This window comes from Streptomyces sp. NPDC049597 (assembly GCF_040675505.1).
Lineage (GTDB): Bacteria > Actinomycetota > Actinomycetes > Streptomycetales > Streptomycetaceae > Streptomyces.
Map to the genome: position 1 here is coordinate 42411 of NZ_JBFAOY010000010.1, position 18508 is coordinate 60918.

Annotated in this window: 17 protein-coding genes; 9 read left to right on the forward strand and 8 right to left on the reverse strand. The window is 71.1% G+C overall.

The genetic code is table 11. The features are described from left to right. Window positions 1–139 precede the first annotated feature (139 nt). Complete coding sequence (locus AB0K02_RS14005; RefSeq protein WP_365992640.1) at window positions 140–1021, forward strand: sucrase ferredoxin; 882 nt, start codon at window positions 140–142, stop codon at window positions 1019–1021. Window positions 1022–1081: 60 nt separating this feature from the next. Here the strand turns inward: AB0K02_RS14005 and AB0K02_RS14010 are convergent, their stop codons facing one another. The 5 genes from AB0K02_RS14010 to AB0K02_RS14030 form a co-directional block, all read right to left on the reverse strand. Continuing rightward, the gene (locus tag AB0K02_RS14010) at window positions 1082–2692 is read right to left on the reverse strand and encodes a cation acetate symporter (protein WP_365992641.1); all 1611 of its coding nucleotides are present in this window, start codon (window positions 2690–2692) and stop codon (window positions 1082–1084) included. After that, entirely contained in the window at window positions 2689–3078 is a 390-nt protein-coding gene (locus AB0K02_RS14015) for a DUF485 domain-containing protein (RefSeq protein WP_365992643.1), read from the reverse strand. Before AB0K02_RS14015 ends, AB0K02_RS14010 begins: the two co-directional genes overlap by 4 nt. Window positions 3079–3440: 362 nt before the next feature. Next, window positions 3441–4091 (reverse strand): TetR/AcrR family transcriptional regulator C-terminal domain-containing protein, encoded by a 651-nt coding sequence (locus AB0K02_RS14020; RefSeq protein WP_365992644.1) that lies wholly within the window; start codon window positions 4089–4091, stop codon window positions 3441–3443. 132 nt (window positions 4092–4223) lie between these two features. Continuing rightward, complete coding sequence (locus AB0K02_RS14025) at window positions 4224–4916, reverse strand: helix-turn-helix domain-containing protein (protein WP_365992645.1); 693 nt, start codon at window positions 4914–4916, stop codon at window positions 4224–4226. Next, window positions 4913–6178 carry a helix-turn-helix domain-containing protein gene (locus tag AB0K02_RS14030; protein WP_365992646.1) on the reverse strand — a complete coding sequence of 422 codons (1266 nt, stop codon included), beginning with the start codon at window positions 6176–6178 and terminating at the stop codon, window positions 4913–4915. The genes AB0K02_RS14025 and AB0K02_RS14030 overlap by 4 nt, the downstream gene beginning before the upstream one ends. Before the next feature lie 223 nt (window positions 6179–6401). On the opposite strand from AB0K02_RS14030, the gene AB0K02_RS14035 reads away from it, so the two are divergent. The 7 genes from AB0K02_RS14035 to AB0K02_RS14065 all read left to right on the forward strand — a co-directional run bounded on the left by AB0K02_RS14035 (window position 6402) and on the right by AB0K02_RS14065 (window position 12785). Further along, window positions 6402–7160, forward strand: coding sequence for an ABC transporter ATP-binding protein (locus AB0K02_RS14035; RefSeq protein WP_365992647.1), 759 nt, complete (start codon window positions 6402–6404; stop codon window positions 7158–7160). Beyond that, on the forward strand, window positions 7157–7963 hold the full coding sequence (locus tag AB0K02_RS14040) for an ABC transporter ATP-binding protein (RefSeq protein WP_365992648.1): 807 nt from the start codon (window positions 7157–7159) through the stop codon (window positions 7961–7963). The genes AB0K02_RS14035 and AB0K02_RS14040 overlap by 4 nt, the downstream gene beginning before the upstream one ends. Further along, on the forward strand, window positions 7960–8841 hold the full coding sequence (locus AB0K02_RS14045) for a branched-chain amino acid ABC transporter permease (RefSeq protein WP_365992649.1): 882 nt from the start codon (window positions 7960–7962) through the stop codon (window positions 8839–8841). The genes AB0K02_RS14040 and AB0K02_RS14045 overlap by 4 nt, the downstream gene beginning before the upstream one ends. Then, complete coding sequence (locus AB0K02_RS14050) at window positions 8838–9941, forward strand: branched-chain amino acid ABC transporter permease (RefSeq protein ID WP_365992650.1); 1104 nt, start codon at window positions 8838–8840, stop codon at window positions 9939–9941. Before AB0K02_RS14045 ends, AB0K02_RS14050 begins: the two co-directional genes overlap by 4 nt. 5 nt (window positions 9942–9946) lie before the next feature. Further along, on the forward strand, window positions 9947–11227 hold the full coding sequence (locus AB0K02_RS14055; protein ID WP_365992651.1) for an ABC transporter substrate-binding protein: 1281 nt from the start codon (window positions 9947–9949) through the stop codon (window positions 11225–11227). Window positions 11228–11380: 153 nt separating this feature from the next. Continuing rightward, entirely contained in the window at window positions 11381–11989 is a 609-nt protein-coding gene (locus AB0K02_RS14060) for a carboxymuconolactone decarboxylase family protein (RefSeq protein ID WP_365992652.1), read from the forward strand. Beyond that, on the forward strand, window positions 11982–12785 hold the full coding sequence (locus AB0K02_RS14065) for an SDR family oxidoreductase (RefSeq protein ID WP_365992653.1): 804 nt from the start codon (window positions 11982–11984) through the stop codon (window positions 12783–12785). Before AB0K02_RS14060 ends, AB0K02_RS14065 begins: the two co-directional genes overlap by 8 nt. Window positions 12786–12949: 164 nt before the next feature. Here AB0K02_RS14065 and AB0K02_RS14070 read toward each other — a convergent pair whose 3' ends face one another. From AB0K02_RS14070 to AB0K02_RS14080, 3 genes are all read right to left on the reverse strand, one after another. Further along, complete coding sequence (locus AB0K02_RS14070) at window positions 12950–13501, reverse strand: hypothetical protein (RefSeq protein WP_365992654.1); 552 nt, start codon at window positions 13499–13501, stop codon at window positions 12950–12952. 3 nt (window positions 13502–13504) lie between these two features. Beyond that, window positions 13505–14479, reverse strand: coding sequence for a hypothetical protein (locus AB0K02_RS14075; protein WP_365992655.1), 975 nt, complete (start codon window positions 14477–14479; stop codon window positions 13505–13507). Window positions 14480–14897: 418 nt separating this feature from the next. Then, window positions 14898–15506, reverse strand: coding sequence for a helix-turn-helix domain-containing protein (locus AB0K02_RS14080; RefSeq protein WP_365992656.1), 609 nt, complete (start codon window positions 15504–15506; stop codon window positions 14898–14900). 147 nt (window positions 15507–15653) lie between these two features. On the opposite strand from AB0K02_RS14080, the gene AB0K02_RS14085 reads away from it, so the two are divergent. Beyond that, window positions 15654–18449 carry a LuxR family transcriptional regulator gene (locus tag AB0K02_RS14085; protein ID WP_365992657.1) on the forward strand — a complete coding sequence of 932 codons (2796 nt, stop codon included), beginning with the start codon at window positions 15654–15656 and terminating at the stop codon, window positions 18447–18449. Window positions 18450–18508 lie beyond the last annotated feature (59 nt).

An 18508-nucleotide genomic window follows, 5' to 3' on the forward strand; every position in this document is an offset into this window, starting at 1 on the left:
TCCCCCGGCGAGGCGGCCACGCCCGCTGCCCCTCACTGTCGTACACCCGCAACAACCGGGCTGACGTGGACCTTCCATGACATCGCTTCCCCAACGTCGCGCCGGGTGCGCCGCGACGCGTCTCGCTCACCGCGAACCCGTGTTCGCCACCGCCCCCGAGCGCTTCACGACATGGCTGCTCGTCGAGCATCCCGGCCCCTGGCCGCCGCACGACCTGCCGCCCGGCCTCCCGCACGAGGCCGGCCTTGTCTGGAAGGCCGCCAAGGAGGCGGGAATCCGGCCGCAGTTCATCCGCAGGGTCCGCGACCGCCGCGGTCCCGTGTCGACCGTGATCACGGCCCACCACGGAGCCGGGGGAACCTGGCTGGAGCGCCGGTCCCTGGACGACCTCCGCGCGCTCGCCGACCTCGATGTCGACGCCCTCGCCGCCGGACGACCGCCGGGCTTCGGCGAGGCGAGCGAGGACCGGGTGGCGCTGGTCTGCACCCACGGCCTCAAGGACGTGTGCTGCGCCCGGCTCGGCCGCCCCGTCGCCGTCCTGCTGGACCAGGCCCTGCCCGGACAGGTCTGGGAGACCAACCACGTCGGGGGCGACCGGTTCGCCGCGAACGTCGTGACCCTGCCCGACGGCACGTACCACGGCGGCGTCACCACGGCCGACGTCAGCCCGCTGGCGGCGGCCTTCGGTTCCCGCCAGGTCATGCTCCCCCGCCTGCGCGGCCGTGCGGGGCTTCCGGCGCCGGTCCAGGCCGCCGAACACCACCTGCGCGAGCGTCTCGACCTCCGTTCCCTGGACGCGGTCCGGCCGTTGGACCACTCTGCGGTGGACCCGGACGGTACGGTGCGCGTCGATCTGGCGGCCCACGACGGCTCGCGGTTCCGCCTCCACGTCCGCCCGCGCCGGCCGGAACAGGAACGCCTCACCTCCTGTGCGAACGCAGGCACCTTCGACACCCCGGCCACGTTCGACCTGTTGCGGATGGAGACGCTGCCCCCCGGGACGTCCGGGACGTCAGACTGAGCGCCCCTGCTGCACCACCGGCAGACGAGGCCCTGCTGGTGCGGCACTCCCCGAACCCGGTCAGCCGGACGACTGGACGGACGTGTCGTCCGCGCCCGCGAGCATGCGCAACTCGAGCGCCGCGTGCCTGGCCGGGTCCGGCCTCTCCCGCCCCATCACCGAACCGAGCCATCCCAGCAGAAAGCCCAGGGGGGCCGAGACGATGGTCGGGTACTGCATCGGGAACAGACTGAAGTCCATGTCCGGGAACAGTGCGGTGGGGCCTCCCGACACCGCGGGTGACAGCACGGCCATGACCACCGAGGAGACCAGTCCGCCGTAGATGCTCCACAGCGCGCCGGTGGTGGTGAACCCTCGCCAGTACAGCCCGTACAGCAGCGCGGGAAGAATCGCCGAAGCGGCGACGCAGAACGCCAGACCCGCGGCGAAGGAGACGTTGAGGCGCTCGGCGAGAAGGGACAGACCCACCGCCGCGCAACCGATCAGCACGACCGCACAGCGGGCGACCATCAACTCCCTCCCCTCAGTCGCGCGCCCGCGCTTGAGCACCGCCCCGTAGATGTCGTGCGCCACGGAGGTCGCGGCGGCGAGGGCGATGCCCGCCACCACCGCCAGAATCGTGACGAATGCGACGCAGGCCATGACGGTGAGCATCCACGACCCGCCGAGGGAGTGGGCGAGCAGCAGGGTGGCCGTGTTCCCCGAGGGGCTCCCGGCGAGGATCGCCTCCGGGCCGAGCACTGCCGCGGCGCCGAATCCCAGCACTCCCGCGGTCACGCAGAAGACGCACGTCAGAACTGCCGTCCACTGAACGGAGCGCCGGGCGGCGCTCGCGGAGGGCACCACACACATGCGCATCAGGAGATGCGGGAGTCCAGCCGCTCCGAGCAGGGCTCCGAGCTGGAGGCTCAGCCTGTCCAGCGTCTCCCAACCGGTCCCCTGGGAACGGGCGCCGGGGGCGAGGAAACTCTCCCCGACGCCGCTGCGGCGGGCCGCGGTTCCCAGCAGGTCACTGGGGTTCCAACCGAACTTCGCCAGCACCAGCACCGCCAGGAAGACGCTCGCCACCAGCAGGACGGCCGCCTTGAGCAACTGGACGAGCGTCGCTCCGTGCATACCGCTGAGGGCCACATAGATGATCATCAGGATGCCGAGGAAGACCATAAGGCAGTTCTGGGCCGCCTCGCCGGAAATGCCCAGCAGCGGTGCCGCGAGCGCGCCCGCCCCCACGAGTTGGGCGGTGAGGTAGAACAGTGAGATCACCAACGTGGCGAGGCCCATGGCCAGTTGGACGGGCCGTGGCCGCAGCCGGCGCGCCAGCACGGCGCCCACGGTGTAACCGCCGGCGTTGTGGAACGGCTCGGCGACCAGCAGCAGAATGACGGCCCAGACCACAACGGGCCCCACCAGATACGGTATGCCGTCGAAACCGGCCAGCGCGATGAGCCCCGGAGTGCCGAGAAGCGTCGCCGCGGAGATGAAGTCACCGAACAGGGCGATTCCATTGCGCGCGGCCGGCAGTTCGCGGCCGCTGACGAAGAAGCGACGGGGGCTGTCGCTGTCCGCCGCACCCCACAGGGCGATGAGGATGACGCAGACGACGAACACCGCGAAGACGATCAGGGTCGCTCCGTTGCCCGCGACCTGCGAGGAAATCTGAGAGGCGCTCACCGACGGCTCCCTCTCGGCCCGAGCCCTGCCCGCACCCTCGCGGCCAGCGGATCCAGAGTGGTGCCGGCGTGACGCGCGTACCAGCGGCACACCAGGAGCGTGCCGGCGCACTGCAGGAGCGCGAGGGCGAGCCCGATGTTCAGGTGGCCGACCAGCCGCGCAGCCATCAGTCCGCCGGCCAGGTTGGCCAGGAGGGCGTTGAGCAGGTAGAGGCCGACCACAGCGGCGGCAACGGGAAAGACCCTGGAGCGGCGCTCGCCGCGCAGCCGTTCGACGTCCGTCGGGACGTCCGGCTCGGCGTGGGGGGTGTGCGGATAGGGGCTGTGCGGATAAGGGCCGTGGACATACGACGGTGGCCGTTGGAACGGGTCGAAGGGACTGGACATGACGACGTCAACTCCTCTTGGCTGCATGCCGCGGCGAGGGCGAGGCGTCACGGCAGGGGCAGTCGACCGGGTCGGTGTCTGCCAGGGCACGACTCGGTGTCCGAGTCGTGATGCAGTGACGTGCTCAGCTCTTGTGGGTCCTGATCTCCTCGATCAGCGAGGGATGTCGACCACGGTCCTGAGGCTCACGGGCGGCCGCCGTGGAACAGAACGAACGGGCGAAGGACACGCCGCACGGCATCGACTATGCCGAACAGCGTTCGGTTGGCGAGCTTAGAGGTGCCCGGGGCGCAGGACAAGACGTCGTCGCGCAGTCACCCTCCGCGTCCGCCTCGGACACGCCGGCCGCGGCGCCGTGACGATCAGGAACCGGCAGACCGCTGCGGTGCCGTGACGCGGGCGTGCAGAGCGGTGAGGCCGTCGAGGAACATCTCCAGGGCGAGTTCGAAGCTGTCCCGGTCGATCACGTCTGCCCGGCCGCGCAGGCGGTGAGCCCCCGTCAGGTGCGGATAGCGCTCGACGTAGACCTGGACGTCCTCCTCGAACCCCCCGGCGAACGAGCTCATGGCGGAGCCGACCACCAGGTACTTGGTCGAGGCTCCGATCAGTGTGGCGTAGCGCGGCGGCCAGCCGGCGCCCACCAGGCCGCCGTGGATGACGTCGGCGCGCCGCAGGGAGGCCTCACGGCGGGCGGGGCCGTACGCCAGGAACGGGACGATCTGGGGATGGGCAGCCAGCGCGGCGCGGTAGGAGCGGGCCCAGGAGGCCAGCCCGTGGCGCCAGTCGCCGGTCTCGAAGCCGGAGACGTCCACGTCCTCCATGATGGTGTTGGCGACCTCGTGGAGGACGTCGTCCTTGGTCTTCACGTGTTCGTACAGCGAGGAGACCTGAACCCCGAGTTCCCGTGCGAGTCCGCGCATCGACAGTTCGGTGAGCCCGTCCCTGTCCACGATCGCGAGCGCCGTGGCGCAGATGCGCCCGCGGCTGAGAATCGGCTTGACCGGTCTGCCCACCGACGCACCCCCACACCGTGAGGCGCCGCAGTCAGCAGCGCCCTGCTTCTGGTTTCACCTTACATGCATTCCACTAACCGAATACTGTTCGGTGGGTTGTCCGGCCGCGATCCAAGCGGAGGCGCGCGCCGGTCACCCGGGACGTTGCGACAGGTACGCCAGGATGCCGCAGACTTCCTCGATGATCTCCTGAGCCTCGGCCCTGTCCGGGCAGTCGCTCAGCTCTCTGGCGGCACCCGCGATCACCGTGGTCAGCACGACGCCCCGGACACGGCCGATGCGCCGCGTCTCGTCCACCTCGAGCAGCCTGGCGTTGCGCCGTACCCACGAGCGGTCCCACCGGCGCCGCAGTGCGTCGAAACCAGGAGGACCGTCCTCCTGCTGCAGGAGCCCGCCGATGCGGCGGCGCACCCAGGCGCCCTCCAGATAGGCCCGCGCCCCGGTGAGGAACACCGCGACCGGGTCGGTCACGCCCTGGCCGCGCGCCGCGGCGACCCCCGCCGCGGTCCGCTGCTCCTGCTCCTCCTGGAACTCCTCCCACAACGCCAGATACAGGCCCCTCTTGCCCCCGTAGTGGTGGAAGAGACTGCCGACGGCGATGCCCGAACGCGCCGCGATCTCCGTCACGCTCGCGTTGGTGTAGCCGCGCTCGGTGAACACATCGAGCGCTGCGTCCAGCAACGCGCGCCGCGCCGAGACCTCCGCGGCGGCCGCGACCTCCGCAGGAGTCCGCGTCGTCTCCACCGCCGCCTCCACCCCCTCCACCACGTTCTTCGCCGACGCCTTCGGCGAGTCGGCCGTCCGCTCCGGATGGGTCCGGCTCACTGCACGTCCTCCGTTCCCGAGGCCCCGTCACGGATGGCGAGAGCGACCAGCAGTTCCATCAGATCGGCGATCCGGCGGGGGTTGCGCCCGGTGCGCTCCTCGATGCGGCGCAACCGGTAGTGCGCCGTGTTGTGGTGCACCCGCAGCCGCTCCGCCGCCAGCCTCAGGTTCAGATCCGCCTCGGCGAACGCCCGTACCGTCGCCGCGAGCACACCGCCGCGCCGGACGTCGTCCTCCAGCAGGTCGCTGATCCGCGGGTCGACCAGCTGGCGGGCGATGTCGTCCGCACGCAGGGCGAGGTACTGGAACGGGGACAGCCGCGGCAGGGCCGCCACCCCTCCCCCGCTGGGGACGAACTCCAGGGCGGCTCTGGCCTCCTGGTAGGCCCGCGGCAGCTCCGCCACGCCCCCGGCCACCGTGCTGATCCCCATCGCCAGGACCGTTCCGTCCCTGGCCAGCTGCCGCTGCACCTCTTCGAAGCGCGCGCATACCTCGTCCGGCTCGGTGCCCGTACGCAGCACCGGCACGGCCACGACCTCGCCGTGCCGCACGACCACCAGGACCCTGGCTGCCCGTACGCCGGCGGCGGAGATCGCCGCGCTGGTGATGTATCCGCTCTCGGCGGCCGAGTCCGCGCTCCCGTGCCCCGCGCCGTCGACGCAGACCGCCGTGACCACCATCATCGGCACCTGGGCGCCGATGCCGTAGGCCTGCGCCGCGGCCATGAGAGGCCCCCGGACCGGCATGTGGCCCGCGAGCAGTTGCTCGAGCAGGTCCCGGCGCTCGCGGTCCGCGTCGGCCACGACATGCTGTTGGAACTCCAGGTACGCCTGTGCCGCCTGGCTGCTGGCGAAGTCCATGTACCGCATCAGCGGGGCGACCAGGGTGAGCACGGCGTCCTGCCCGGCGGCCGACGGCCCCGCGCAGTCACGCAGGGCCTCCCAGAAGGCCTGCCGGCCGACCCGGTACGCACTGATGAAGTCCTCCAGCGCGAACCCGGCGCGTGCCCTGCGCATCGCGCCCGCCCGGCTGAAGGCCAGCTCCTCCAGGGCGAAGCTCCGCTCGCCCGCGAGCAGCGCCAGCTGGACCCGGTAGTGCGAGAGCAACTGCTGGCGCACGTCTTCGAAGAAGTGCTCGTCCTGCACCGCGTAGGCCGGGATCTCGGCGCGCATCATCGCGAGCGCGGACTCCGCCACCTGCTCCACCTGCTCTTTTACGGCGCACAGAATCCGCAGCCGCTCCTGACGCAGCTGCTCGGTCATGGGAGGCACGCTCGGCACTATCGCGTGACGCATGGGGGGATCGTCGCCTCCGAATCGTTACCAGTCAACAGGTTCGGAGCCTGTTGCTCCCCGCGGACTGTGCGCGGCGCACAGTCCGCGGGCCGCGAAGTTGAGTGCTCGCACCCAATGCCCGCGTGGAGCGGCCGCACCTACTGTGACGCTCTCCCACCCCCCAGAGACCTTGTTCGAAAGGGCGGCCCGCATGCTCGCGGTCGACGGCATCACCATGCGTTTCGGCGGAATCACGGCTTTGGACGGCGTCGGATTCGCTGTCGACCAGGGCACCGCAGTGGGCCTCATCGGGCCCAACGGAGCAGGAAAGACCACGCTCTTCAACTGTCTGACCCGGCGGTGCACGCCCGACGAGGGCACGGTGCACTACGAGGGCCAGGACCTGCTGGCCCTGCCCCCGCACACCGTTGCCGGGCAGGGCATCGCCCGCACCTTCCAGAATCTGGGCCTGTTCCAGCACCTCACGGTCCGGGAGAACGTGATGGTCGGCGCTCACCACCGGGGCAGCGCGGGATATATCGCCGCCGCACTGCGCCTGCCGCGGGTGCGGCGTGAGGAGGCGCGGCTGCGCCTTCTCGCGGAGGAACTGCTGCAGCGGCTGGGCCTGGCCGACGTCGCGGACCATCCCGCCTCCGGCCTGCCCTTCGGCACGCTCAAACGGGTCGAGCTCGCCCGGGCGCTGGCCGTGGAGCCCCGGCTGCTGCTGCTCGACGAGCCGGTCAACGGCCTCAGCCACGGCGAGGTCGATGCCTTCGCCGACCTGATCAGGGAGCTGCGCGAGGACTTCGACCTCACCCTGGTCGTGGTCGAGCACCACATGGGGTTCGTCATGGGTCTGTGCGACCGCGTGGTGTGTCTGGACTTCGGACGCACGATCGCCGACGGGCCGCCGGAACAGGTGCAGCGCGATCCCGCCGTCATCGAGGCGTACCTGGGGGCGGCGGCATGAGCGAGGAGACGAAGGACTCTTTCGCCGGCGAACCCGCGGCACCGGCCTTCCTCGAGGTCTCGGACCTGCACGCCGGCTACGGCCAGGCCCGCGTCCTGCACGGCATCGGCTTCTCCGTCAGCCGCGGCGAGGTCTGCGCGGTCCTCGGGCCCAACGGCGCGGGCAAGACCACCATGCTGAGGGCGCTGAGCGGCATGGTCACGGGACGCGGCTCGGTGACGCTGGACGGCGCCCAGTTGCTGGGGCGCTCCCCCGAGCAGGCCGCCCGGCTCGGTGTGGCCCACGTACCCGAGGGCCGGGGCACGTTCAACGACCTCACCGTGGAGGAGAACCTGCGCGTCGGCGCGTATCTGCGCCACCGTCGAGGGCGCGGGAGCGATCGGGCGGCCGTGGCAGCGGACCTGGAGCGGGTCTACGGCTACTTCCCCAAACTGCGCGATCGCCGCCGGCAGGCGGCGGGCAGCCTCAGCGGCGGCGAGCAGCAGATGCTCGCGATCGGCAGGGCGCTGATGCTCCGCCCCGCTCTGCTGCTCCTCGACGAACCCTCGCTGGGCCTGGCGCCCCTCGTCACCCGCGAGCTCTTCCGGATCGTCCGTACCGTCAACGAGGAGGAACGCACGACCGTGGTCGTCGTCGAGCAGAACGCCCAGCTCGCGCTGGACATCGCGCATCAGGCGCACGTACTGGAGTCCGGCCGCCTGGTGCTGTCGGGCGCGGCCGAACAGATCCGCCAGGACGGCCAGGTCGCCGAGGTGTACCTCGGCGTCTCCGTCCGGTCCGGCCGGGCGGGGGGTGGCTCGTGAGCGAGTTCCTCCAGCAAGTGGTGGAAGGACTGGGTGCCGGCTCGGTCTACGCGAGCCTGGCACTGGCCCTGGTCCTGATCCACCGGTTCACCGGCATCGTCAACTTCGCCCAGGGCGAGCTCGCCATGATCTCCACCTATGTGGCGTGGCAGCTGGTCGCCTCGGGGATGCCGTTCTGGCTGGCCCTGCCGGTCACGCTCGTGATCTCCTTCGCGGGCGGCATGCTCATCGAGCGAGTGCTCATGCGGCCGGTCGAGGGAGCGCCGGAGCTGACCGTCGTCATCGTCACCGTGGGCCTGTTCATCTTCGTCAACGCGGCCGCGGGCCTGATCTGGTCGTTCACCGTGAAGGACTTCCCGCAGCCGTTCCCCGACGGCGGTCTCGCCGTGGCCGGGGTCGGCATCAGCTGGTCGACGCTGGGCGTCATCGGCGTCGTGGCCGTGGTGATGGGGTTGTTGTATCTGCTGTTCCAGCACACCAGGACCGGCCTGGTGATGCGGGCGGTCGCCGTCAATCCCGTCTCGGCCAGGCTTTCGGGCATCCGGGTGGGCCGGGTGCTGATGCTGGGCTGGGGACTGGCCGCGACGGTGGGCGCTCTGTCCGGCGTCCTGGTCGCCCCCCTGCTGTTCCTGGAACCCAACATGATGGGCGGCGTCCTCATCTACGCCTTCGCGGCGGCCACTCTCGGCGGCTTCGACAGCCCGGTGGGAGCGGTGGCGGGCGGCCTCGTCGTGGGGGTCGCCGAGACCCTGGCCGGGGCCTACGTCGGATTCGTCGGAGCCGACCTGAAGATCGGCGTACCACTGCTGATCATCCTCGTGGTGCTGCTGGTGCGGCCCCAGGGGCTGTTCGGCCGAGCGGCGGTGGAGCGGGCATGAGCACAGCAGAACTGATCACCACTCAGGTGGCGCGCACCGCGCGCCGGGCACGTCCGCTCGCGGCGCTGGCCGTCGCGGCCGCTCTGCTCGCGGCGCCCTACTACTTCGCCCCGTTCCGGGTCTTCCAGCTGACCATGGTGCTGCTCTACGCCGTCGTCCTGGCGGGCCTGAACCTGCTCGTGGGCTACGGCGGGCAGATCTCCCTCGGACACGGCGCCTTCTTCGCCGTGGGCGCCTACACGGCGGCCGTCACGCTCGACCGGTTCACCATCGGCCACCTGGCCACGCTGCCGATCGCGGCCGCGGGATGCTTCCTCCTCGGTCTGGGCTTCGGGGTGCCCGCGCTACGGCTCCGCGGCCTGTATCTGGCCCTGGTCACCTTGGCGTTCGCCGTGTTCCTCCCGCCGCTGCTGAAGCGGTTCGAGCACGTGACGGGCGGCTCCATGGGCCTGACCGTCCCCAAGCCGCAGCCGCCCTCCTGGACCGGTCTGGCCGAGGACCAGTGGCTGTACTTCCTCACCCTCGTCGTCGCGGTCGTGACGCTGCTGGTCGTGCGCAACCTGGTGCGCTCTCGGGTCGGCCGGGCGCTGCTCGCCATCCGGGAGAACGAGCCCGCGGCGGAGGTGATGGGGGTGCGGCTCTCCTTCCACAAGACGCTCGCGTTCGCCTGGAGCGCGATGTTCGCGGGTGTCGCCGGGTGCCTGTACACCTGGGTGATCGGCTTCGTGTCTCCTGACTCCTTCAGCATCAACCTGTCCATCACCCTCCTGGCCGGCCTCGTCGTGGGCGGCCTGGCATCGCCGTACGGGCCACTGCTGGGCGCGGCCTTCGTGATGTATGTGCCGAATGTGGCGCAGGACATCAGCCCGGCCGCCCCAGGCGTCGTCTTCGGCCTGCTGATCATCGCCGTCATGTATCTGGCCCCCACCGGTCTGGCCGGCCTGGCGGCCCGTGCCGGACAGGGGGTCCGGAGGCGTGTGGAGCGACGCCTGCGCCACACCCGCCGCCGACCGGAGCCGGCCCCTCCCGAGGAACCGCCCGGCACCCCACAGCCCGACCCTCAGCCCCTCACCGCACCGCCCACCACCGAAAAGGGATGATCCGGATGCGCCACACCACCGCCCTGCGGGCAGCCGCCGCAGGCGTCGCCGCCCTCCTCACCGCCACCGCCTGCTCCAGTCAACGCACCGAGGAAGACGCCGCCGCCTCGGCCGACGGCGCCTGCAAGGGCCAGCAGACCACCGGCATCACCGACAAGAGCATCAAGCTCGGCGGCATCTACCCGATGTCCGGACCGGCCTCCGCGTACGGCACCATCAGCAAGGGCGTCAGCGCGTACTTCCAGTACGTCAACGCCGAGAAGGGCGGTATCGGCGGCCGCAAGGTCGAGTTCGTGGTCCGTGACGACGGCTACCAGCCGCCGAAGGCCGTGGAGGAGGCCCGAAGACTGGTGGAGCGGGAGAAGGTCTTCGCCGTGTTCCAGACGTTGGGAACGCCCTCCACCTCAGCCGTGTGGGACTACCTCGACCAGCAGAAGGTGCCGCAGCCGTTCGTCGCCACCGGCGCCTCCAAGTGGGGTACGGACACCAAGCACCCCTGGACCATCGGCTGGCAGCCCAACTACGTCGCCGAGTCCCGTATGTACGCCGACTACCTCAAGAAGGAGAAGCCGAAGGCCAAGGTGGCCGTGCTCTTCCAGAACGACGACTTCGGCAAGGACCTGCTGGGCGGCTTCCGAGCGGCAGTCAAGGGCAGCGACATCACGATCGTCGCCGAGGAGAGCTACGAGGTCACCGACCCGTCCGTCTCGGCCCAGATGACCAGTCTCGCCCGCTCCCGGGCGGACGTGCTGCTGAACATCACCACGCCCAAGTTCGGCAGCCAGGCCCTGGCCGCGGACGCCAAGAACACCCGGTGGAACCCGCTGCACATCGCCAACAGCGTCTCGGCGTCGACCAGCGTGCTGAAGCCCGTCGGCTTCAAGAACGTGCAAGGCGTCGTCTCCGCCACCTACTTCAAGGACCCGGCCGATCCCCAGTGGGCCGACGACCCGGAGATGCGGACCTACCGCACGGCGATGAAGAAGTACGCCCCGGACACCGATCCCTCGATCCAGTTCAACGCCTACGGCTGGGCCGTGGCCTCAAGCCTGCACAAGGCGCTCGACGCCATGGAATGTCCGACGAGAGAAGGGCTGAGGGACTCCCTCCAGAAGCTCCAGAACGTCGAGGTGGGCATGCTGCTTCCCGGCGTCGCACTGAACACCGGCCCCGACGACCGGTTCCCCATAGAGACCATGCAACTCGTGCGCTTCAAGGGCGAACGCTGGGTCCTGTTCGGTGAACCCCTCGACACCCGCGCGAAGTTCGGCCCCGTCACCGGCTGACACCGGCCGACCGGGAGGGACCGGCCCTCCCAGAGCGGCCGGCCCTCCCTGTCCCCGCGGACCTGCCACGCCCGTCCCCGCCCACGCGCCCGGTCACACCGCGCGGTACGCACCGCCCTTCGGCGCGCGTGGGCACCTCACTTTGGAGGCTCCATGCCGGAGCGACACCCTGTACGGCACGGCAAAGCCCTCCCGCGACTCGGGCCCCTGCCCGAGGACGACTGGGATGCGCGGACCCGCCACCTGCTGGCCGCCGCGCCTCGGGACCCGGGGGGCCGGGTTCCGAACATCTTCACCACTCTGGTGCGTCATCCCGAGCTCTACGAGCGGTTCATGCCCTTCGGAGGTCAGTTGCTCCGCCGGGGCCGGCTGCCGGGAAGGTTCCGTGAACTGCTGATCCTGCGCACCTCGTACAACACCGGCGCTTCGTACGAGTGGGGACGCCATGTCCCCCTGGCCAAGGCGTCGGGCCTGACCGACACGGACATCGACCGCATCGTCCAGGGCCCGGAGGCCGGCGGGTGGACCGACCTCGAAAGGTGGCTCATCCGGGCCGCCGACGAGCTGAACCGTGATGCGCGGCTCGGCGAGGCCACGTGGGAGGCGCTGGTCGAGCACTTCGGCGACGAGGAAATGATCGAGATCACCATGCTGGTGGGCCAGTACCACATGGTGGCGCTCTTCTTGAACTCCGCCGGTGTGGAGCTGGATCCGGGCTTCGACAGCGCGGGCCTTCCGGAAGGGAGCGGAAGCGATGAGTGAGGCACACCCGGACCGCGCGGCCCGACGGCTCGCGGGCCGCAAAGTGCTGGTGGTCGGCGCGGGCACCCGTCCCGGCGACGCTCCGCGGGCGCCCGTCGGCAACGGCCGCGCGATCGCCGTACTCGCCGCCCGCGAAGGTGCGGACGTGGCCTGCGCCGACCTCGTCGGCCCCGCCGCCGCCGTGACCGCCGACCTGGTCATTGCCGAAGGCGGCCTGGGTGTTTCCGTGGTCGCTGACGCCACGGACGCGGAGCAGTCGGCCGCCATGGTCGCCGAGGCGGTGCGCGGGCTGGGCGGGCTGGACGCGCTGGTGGTCAACGTGGGGGTGGGCCTCGGCACCGGGCTCGCGGGGTCAACACCCGAGGAATGGGAGGAGGTTCTCGGCGTGAACCTGCGTGCGCCCTTTCTCGCCGCCAAACACGGGCTTCCGTCGATGGCTGACGGCGGTGCCGTCGTGTTCATCGGCTCGGTCGCCGGACTGCGTGCCGCGACCGACTCCCCCGCCTACGACAGCTCCAAGGCCGGCCTCTTCGGGCTGACCCGCCATGTCGCGAGGGAGGGAGCGGCACGAGGCATCCGCGCCAACATGGTCGTCCCCGGCCTGATCGACACGCCGATGGGCCGCCAGGCATCGGCGAAACGGGCCTCCCGGACGGCCTCCTTCACCCGCATCCCGCTCGGCCGTCAGGGCACCGCCTGGGAAGTGGCGGAGGCCGTCACGTTCCTGCTCTCCGATCGGGCCTCGTACATCACCGGTCAGAGCCTGGTGGTGGACGGCGGTCTCACGGCGGTGTGACAGCGGGGTCGTCCGGGACGACGTCCTGGGCGCGGGCCGGACAGCGGCGGCCGCCCCACGGTCGGACGGCTGCGGCTGTCCCACGGTCGGACGGCCGCGGCTGCCCCACGGTCGGACGGCCGCGGCTGCCCCTTCGACCGCGAACAGAGGTCACTGGCCGCCGCTCAGGACTGGCTGTTGAGGAACCCGATCGCCACAGCCCCCCACCAGCCCACCTGGGACACGGCGGCGGACATCGCCCCTCGCACCAGCAGGCGTCTGTCCACCCGCCCTCCCGCCTGCTCCGCGAGGGAGCGGTGCAGAGCGTGCGCGTGCACGCCGTTGAGAGCGACCAGGAGAACCAGCCCCAGCTTCACCCGGGTGGCTGCCAGTGCCAGGTCCGGGCCGAGGACGGCACCACTGATCACCATGCCGGTCAGTCCGGACCAGACGAGCACCTGCAACGGCCTGGTGAAGTCCAGCACTTGACGCAGACTGCGCCGTCCCAGCAACCAGAGCAGCCCGTAGTAGTCAATGGTCTGCACGGTGCCGAGCCCCAGGATCAGCGCTGCCAGGTGCACGAAGAGTGCCGCGGCGCGCAGCGCTGGGCCGGCTTCGAGGTGCGGCGCCACCCACACGCCGGCCGCCCACACCAGACAGACCAGGGCGCCGGCCGCCCCAGCCGTCCGGCCGGGTGCCGGTCCCCGGAACCGATCCGTCCCACGCCCCTGCGGCACTGGTCAGTCCTCGGCCACCCAGCCGGCCATGATGCCCATGACGCCGCCGTGCGCGTGTCCTGCGCTCTCGTACCTGCTGGTGATCTGCAGCACGTCACCCCGCTTGACGGTGCCGAGCGCATCTCCGCTGCACGGCGGCATGGCCGATATCTCCGTGTTGCCGTGGAGGTCGATGAATTCGGGGCTTCCGCCCTCCTCCGCCACGATGTTGCACAGCAGCTTTCCCGTGCTGAGGTTCTCCGTGCGGACAGAACGGCCGGCGTGGTGGAGGTGGCCGCGCATGTGGACGAGCCTTCCGGAAATGGTGGAGCGCCACCGCCTGACCTTTTCGCTGGTGCCCACCGGAGCGTCGTACACGCTGCCGAGACAGCCGCCCGCATCCAGCCAGATCGGCGTCACGGGCTGGAGCCGCGAGCCGGCGGCGGGTTCATGGGTGAAGGTGAAGGTGATGTAGACGGTCTTGCTCTGGGGTGCGTGGTTCATGAGGTCGTAGAGCATGTTCCAGCGCTCGCCCCGGCGCACCTCGATGCCGTATCCGGCGGGCAGGACACTTTCCACTCGCTCGTTCCCGGAGGCGAATTTCCGCTGAGGCCCGCGGCAGACGACATCGCTTTTCGCGTGGGTGCCCAGCACCGCGTGGTGGAGCATCGGGCCGGTGTTGACGTTCGCGTTCGACCCGTCCGCGTACACGAGGTTCGGCTTGAAGCCCGTGATGAAGCAGTCGTCGCACGGCTTCTGGACGTTCAGCGCAAGGCGGTTGCCGGTTTCACCGTGGTCGTGCCCTGAGGCGGCGGGAAGGGCGAACGGCCCGTAGCGCACGGTCGTTGTCGTGCCGGCCTCAGGGGCTCGCTGCACTGCGGACGTGGACGCCTGCGCCGTGGCGGGGACCGGGGCGGCCGCGGTGACGACCAGTGCCGCAGTGGCCCCTAAGGCGGTAGCGATCAGTGGGGCAGTGCGGGGCAGACTTCGCCGGGACATGTCTGTCTCCTTTTCGGATCGGAATTCGGCTGCCGGAGCGGGCAAGGACCTGACACGGAACATCGGTGCGGTATTCCCGGGCCGCCGAACCGGTTTCTCCGCCGATCACGCTCCGAGGAGGAGATCGGCTTTACCGAAAGGGGAAATACGGCCCTGAATGTGCGCCGGTTCACGTGTGTACGGCCTTGCCGCGGCTCACCGGTAGAGTGACGCGCGCCTTATGCGGTGTCAACGCAGAGTAATGGCAGGGAAATCCGTGTGCGGCGCACGTGAGGCACTGACCAGCATTCTTCCTGAATTCCAGGCAGCACTGACCGGCACAGGACCGGTGACTTCACCGATTCGCGGCCGTGCCCCGCCGGTGATCGAGGTGGCGCGGACCCGTCACCGCGCCGCCGCGGCGGGCCACTTCACGAAGTCATTCGGCAGCGCCCAGCTGTGCGAACAGGAGGTGCACCAGCGACCTCCAGGCACCGTGGTCCGGCCTCTGCGCCCTCACTGCGGCAAGCACGTCCATTCCCAGGGACACGCACAACACGAGGCGGGCGCAGGCCGCCGCATCGATCTGCGGGCCGAACCTGCCGCTTCGCTGGGCGAGTTCGACCAGGCTCCTCAGGTTGCTCTCCACCCGGCCCAGCGCGGCGTGGACCCTGCGGGCGACCTCGGCGTCCCGCCTGGCGGCTGTGAGCGCTTCGCTGACCAGCGGCGCCCAGGTCTGCTGACGTGGATCGGAGAGATCCGTGACGACCAGCGCGAGGACATCGGCGGGTCCGGCACCGCTGCCCAGGGCCTGGGTCAGCTTGTGCGATGCCGCCCCCAGGCCGTAGTCGACCGCCTCGGCGAGCAGTTCGGCCTTGTTGCGGAAGTTGCCGTAGATCGCACCGGTGGACAGGCCGGCCCGGCGGGCTATGTCCTGCACCCTCGCGCGGTCGTAGCCCTGCTCGACGAACTCCTGGACAGCAGCCTCGACGAGGCGTTCACGGATCACCGGCCTGGACGGCCTCGCGAAGGATTCAGGCTCTGCCACGAGCCCAGCCTAGGCCCTCTCCCGTGCCTCTCGCGCGGCTCGTCCGCGTCTCGGCCACGAGCGCCGGACAGGGCCGCTCTCTTGCACTCACGGCCGCGAATAACCACTATTCTTGCGCGGGGTCAGCCTATCCAGGAGGCGTACGTCATGGCGTACGGCACCGAGCACACCATCGTCGGCAGAGGGGCCGAACTGCGGCAGCTGATCGCGTGGATCGAGGCCTGCCGCAGTGCGAGGAAGGGCGGTGCCCTGCTGCTGACGGGGGATCAGGGAATCGGCAAGACCACACTGATCCGGCACGCCACGCACCTCGCGCAGGGGTTCCACACCGTGCGCGCCGACGGAGTGCAGGCGGAGCAGGGCCTGGACTACGCAGCGGTACAGCGCATGGTCCGTCCCTTGGCCGCCGGTGTACGCCGTCTCCCGCCGCACTTGGCCGAGTTGCTGGAGGGGGTACTTCTCGGCATGGTGCCGCCGCCCCGGGAACGGTCGCTGGTCTCCGTCGCGGTGCTGGCCCTGCTGTCGCGGAGTTCCGTCAGGCGACCGGTGCTGATCACGGTCGACGACCTGCAGTGGGTCGACGCCGAGTCACAGCACGTCCTCGGTCTTGTGGCCCGTCGGATCAGCACCGAAAGGGTCCTGGTCCTGGCCGGCGCGGACGGCGCGGAACCCCTGCTGATGCCGGGGGTACCGGTGCTGCGTCTGACGGGCATGAGCGACCGCGACTGCCTGCGGTTGATCGCACAGCACCACCCGTCAGCGGTGGCGCCCGCCGTCTGCGAGGTACTCGTCCATGCCGCGCACGGCAATCCCCTGGTCCTTCTCGAGCTCCTGCGGACGCTGAAGCCCGGTCAGCTGGCGGAGCTGCCGCAGCTGCCCGATCCGCTTCCGCTGGGGCCGCGAGCGACCCGGCTCAGACTCGCGCCGCTGCGCGGGCTCTCCGACGACTGCCGCCGACTGCTCACACTGCTGGCCACGGAACCGCGTCTGGATCCCCCGACGCTGTACCGAGTGGCCCGGCTGGCGGCGATCGATCCCGCGGCCTTGAAAGGCGCCGAGGTGGCGGGGCTCGTCACCGTGTCCAGGACGACCGTGTCCTTTCGCGACGCGGCCCTCGCCCGGGCCGTCCGCCAGAGTCTGGATCTGGCCGAACGGCACTGGGCACACGAACTCCTGGCGCGCGCGTTCGCGGCCGGCCACGACGACCGTCGCGGCTGGCACGAGGCCGCCCTGTCCACGGAAGCGGACGCGGGGCTGGCCGACGAACTGGAGCGCCAGGCCGCCCGTGCGCGTCGGCACGGCGAACCGTGCCACGCTGCCGCGCTGATGGAACGCTCGGCGGAGTTGACCCGTGAGGACGGTCCGCGGGCCGGCCGCCTCGTCGCCGCCGCCGCCTGCAGCAGCATGGCCGGGCGTCTGCGGCGTGCCGCCCGGCTGCTGGAGCAGGCGGAGGTGCTGGCCGGTGCGCAACACCCCTCCCTGCGCGGGGACATCGCTCTTCTGCGGGGCGTGCTCTCGCTCCACCAGGACCCACCGGACGACGCCTTCGACGCACTGCTGACCGCCGCGGACGTCCTGGCGGACGGCGACACCCGTCTCGCGGCCAAGGCACTGGCCGCGGCGGGAGAGGCCGGTCTCTACGCGGGAAGCGAGGGCATGCCGGTACGGGCGGCCCGGCGGGCGCGGGCGCTGCTCGGCGGGTCCGAGGTGCCGGACGAGCCCGACGCCCGGCTCGCCGCCCACTGCCTCCTCGGAGTCGCCGAGTCGTTACGGGGACTGCCGACCGCCGGCATCCGGCTGCGCACGGGCGTCGCGGATGCCGCGCAGGCGCAGGACCCGCTCCTGCTCGCCTGGGCGGCCCATGGAGCGCTGTTCACCGCCGACGACGCCCACGCCCGTTCCCTCGCGGCACGTGCGGTGGCACTGGCGCGCAGGGCGGGCGACATCCCGACCGCGGCGCACGCCATGCAGTACCTGGCCTATTCGGAGTGCTGGTTGAGCGGACCGGACTCCGCGCGTCTCGTCGCGACCGAGGCGCTGCGGCTGGCCCGCGGAACGGGCCAGCTCACCTGCGTACGCAACGTGATGGGGATGCTGATGCTCGCCGCCGGGCTCGCCGGTGACACCGAGACCTGCGAGCGGTACGCGGACCGGGTGGTCGACGAGGCGACGGAACACGGTAACGGGCTCGCCTGCGCCCTCGGCCTGTGGGGCCTGGCGCACATCGATCTCGCCTCCGGACGGTGGGAGGAGGCGGCTGCGAAGCTGCGCCGGATCACCCGCATGAAGCCGGGGCACCCCGGTGTCGCGCTCCAGGCGGTGCCCGCCTACGTGGAGGCCGCCGTCCGCGCCGGGCTCCGGCCGCGGGCGGAACGGGCCGCCGCGGTGTTCGCGCGATGGGCGGAGGGGGTCGGCCGGGGCTGGCCGACCGCGGTGGCGGCCCAGTGCCGCGCGGTCCTGGCAGGCGACGACCCCGAGGAGCACTTCCGGCTCGCGCTGCGCCTGCATGCGCCTGGTGACCGTGAACTGGAACTGGCGCGCACCGCCCTCCTGTACGGCGAGTACCTCAGGCGCGAACGCCGGCGGGCGGAGTCCCGTGCCCAGCTCCGGGAGGCCGCGGAGATCTTCCGCAGGCACCGTGCCCGGCTGTGGCTCGACCGGGTCCGTGCGGAGCTGCGCGCCGGCGGTGACCACGCGAATGCCGAAGCCGGGGACGGAACGCACGCGGCCGATGCGGCGGGAACGGAGAGCCTGACCGCCCGTCAACGCGAGATCGTCCGGCTGGTCGCGACGGGCGCGACCAACAAGGACGTGGCAGCGCGGCTCTGCCTGAGCCCGCGCACGGTCGACTACCACCTTCGCCGCGTCTTCCAGCAGTTGCGCATCACCTCGCGCGCCGAACTCGTCCGGTGGTTCGGCGCCGAGTCCGTCCGGAGCCGGTGACTCGGCTCGGCCGGCCGGACGTCCCCGGCGCGAGAGGGGCTGCCTCGGAGCAGCCGTTC

Excerpts from the sequence above, each read along its gene's own strand:
- AB0K02_RS14015 (WP_365992643.1), bottom strand. The coding sequence starts at position 3,078 with ATGTCCAGTCCCTTCGACCCGTTCCAACGGCCACCGTCGTATGTCCAC.
- AB0K02_RS14030 (WP_365992646.1), bottom strand. The coding sequence starts at position 6,178 with ATGACCGAGCAGCTGCGTCAGGAGCGGCTGCGGATTCTGTGCGCCGTA.
- AB0K02_RS14035 (WP_365992647.1), top strand. The coding sequence starts at position 6,402 with ATGCTCGCGGTCGACGGCATCACCATGCGTTTCGGCGGAATCACGGCT.
- AB0K02_RS14040 (WP_365992648.1), top strand. The coding sequence starts at position 7,157 with ATGAGCGAGGAGACGAAGGACTCTTTCGCCGGCGAACCCGCGGCACCG.
- AB0K02_RS14050 (WP_365992650.1), top strand. The coding sequence starts at position 8,838 with ATGAGCACAGCAGAACTGATCACCACTCAGGTGGCGCGCACCGCGCGC.
- AB0K02_RS14055 (WP_365992651.1), top strand. The coding sequence starts at position 9,947 with ATGCGCCACACCACCGCCCTGCGGGCAGCCGCCGCAGGCGTCGCCGCC.
- AB0K02_RS14060 (WP_365992652.1), top strand. The coding sequence starts at position 11,381 with ATGCCGGAGCGACACCCTGTACGGCACGGCAAAGCCCTCCCGCGACTC.
- AB0K02_RS14065 (WP_365992653.1), top strand. The coding sequence starts at position 11,982 with ATGAGTGAGGCACACCCGGACCGCGCGGCCCGACGGCTCGCGGGCCGC.
- AB0K02_RS14075 (WP_365992655.1), bottom strand. The coding sequence starts at position 14,479 with ATGTCCCGGCGAAGTCTGCCCCGCACTGCCCCACTGATCGCTACCGCC.
- AB0K02_RS14085 (WP_365992657.1), top strand. The coding sequence starts at position 15,654 with ATGGCGTACGGCACCGAGCACACCATCGTCGGCAGAGGGGCCGAACTG.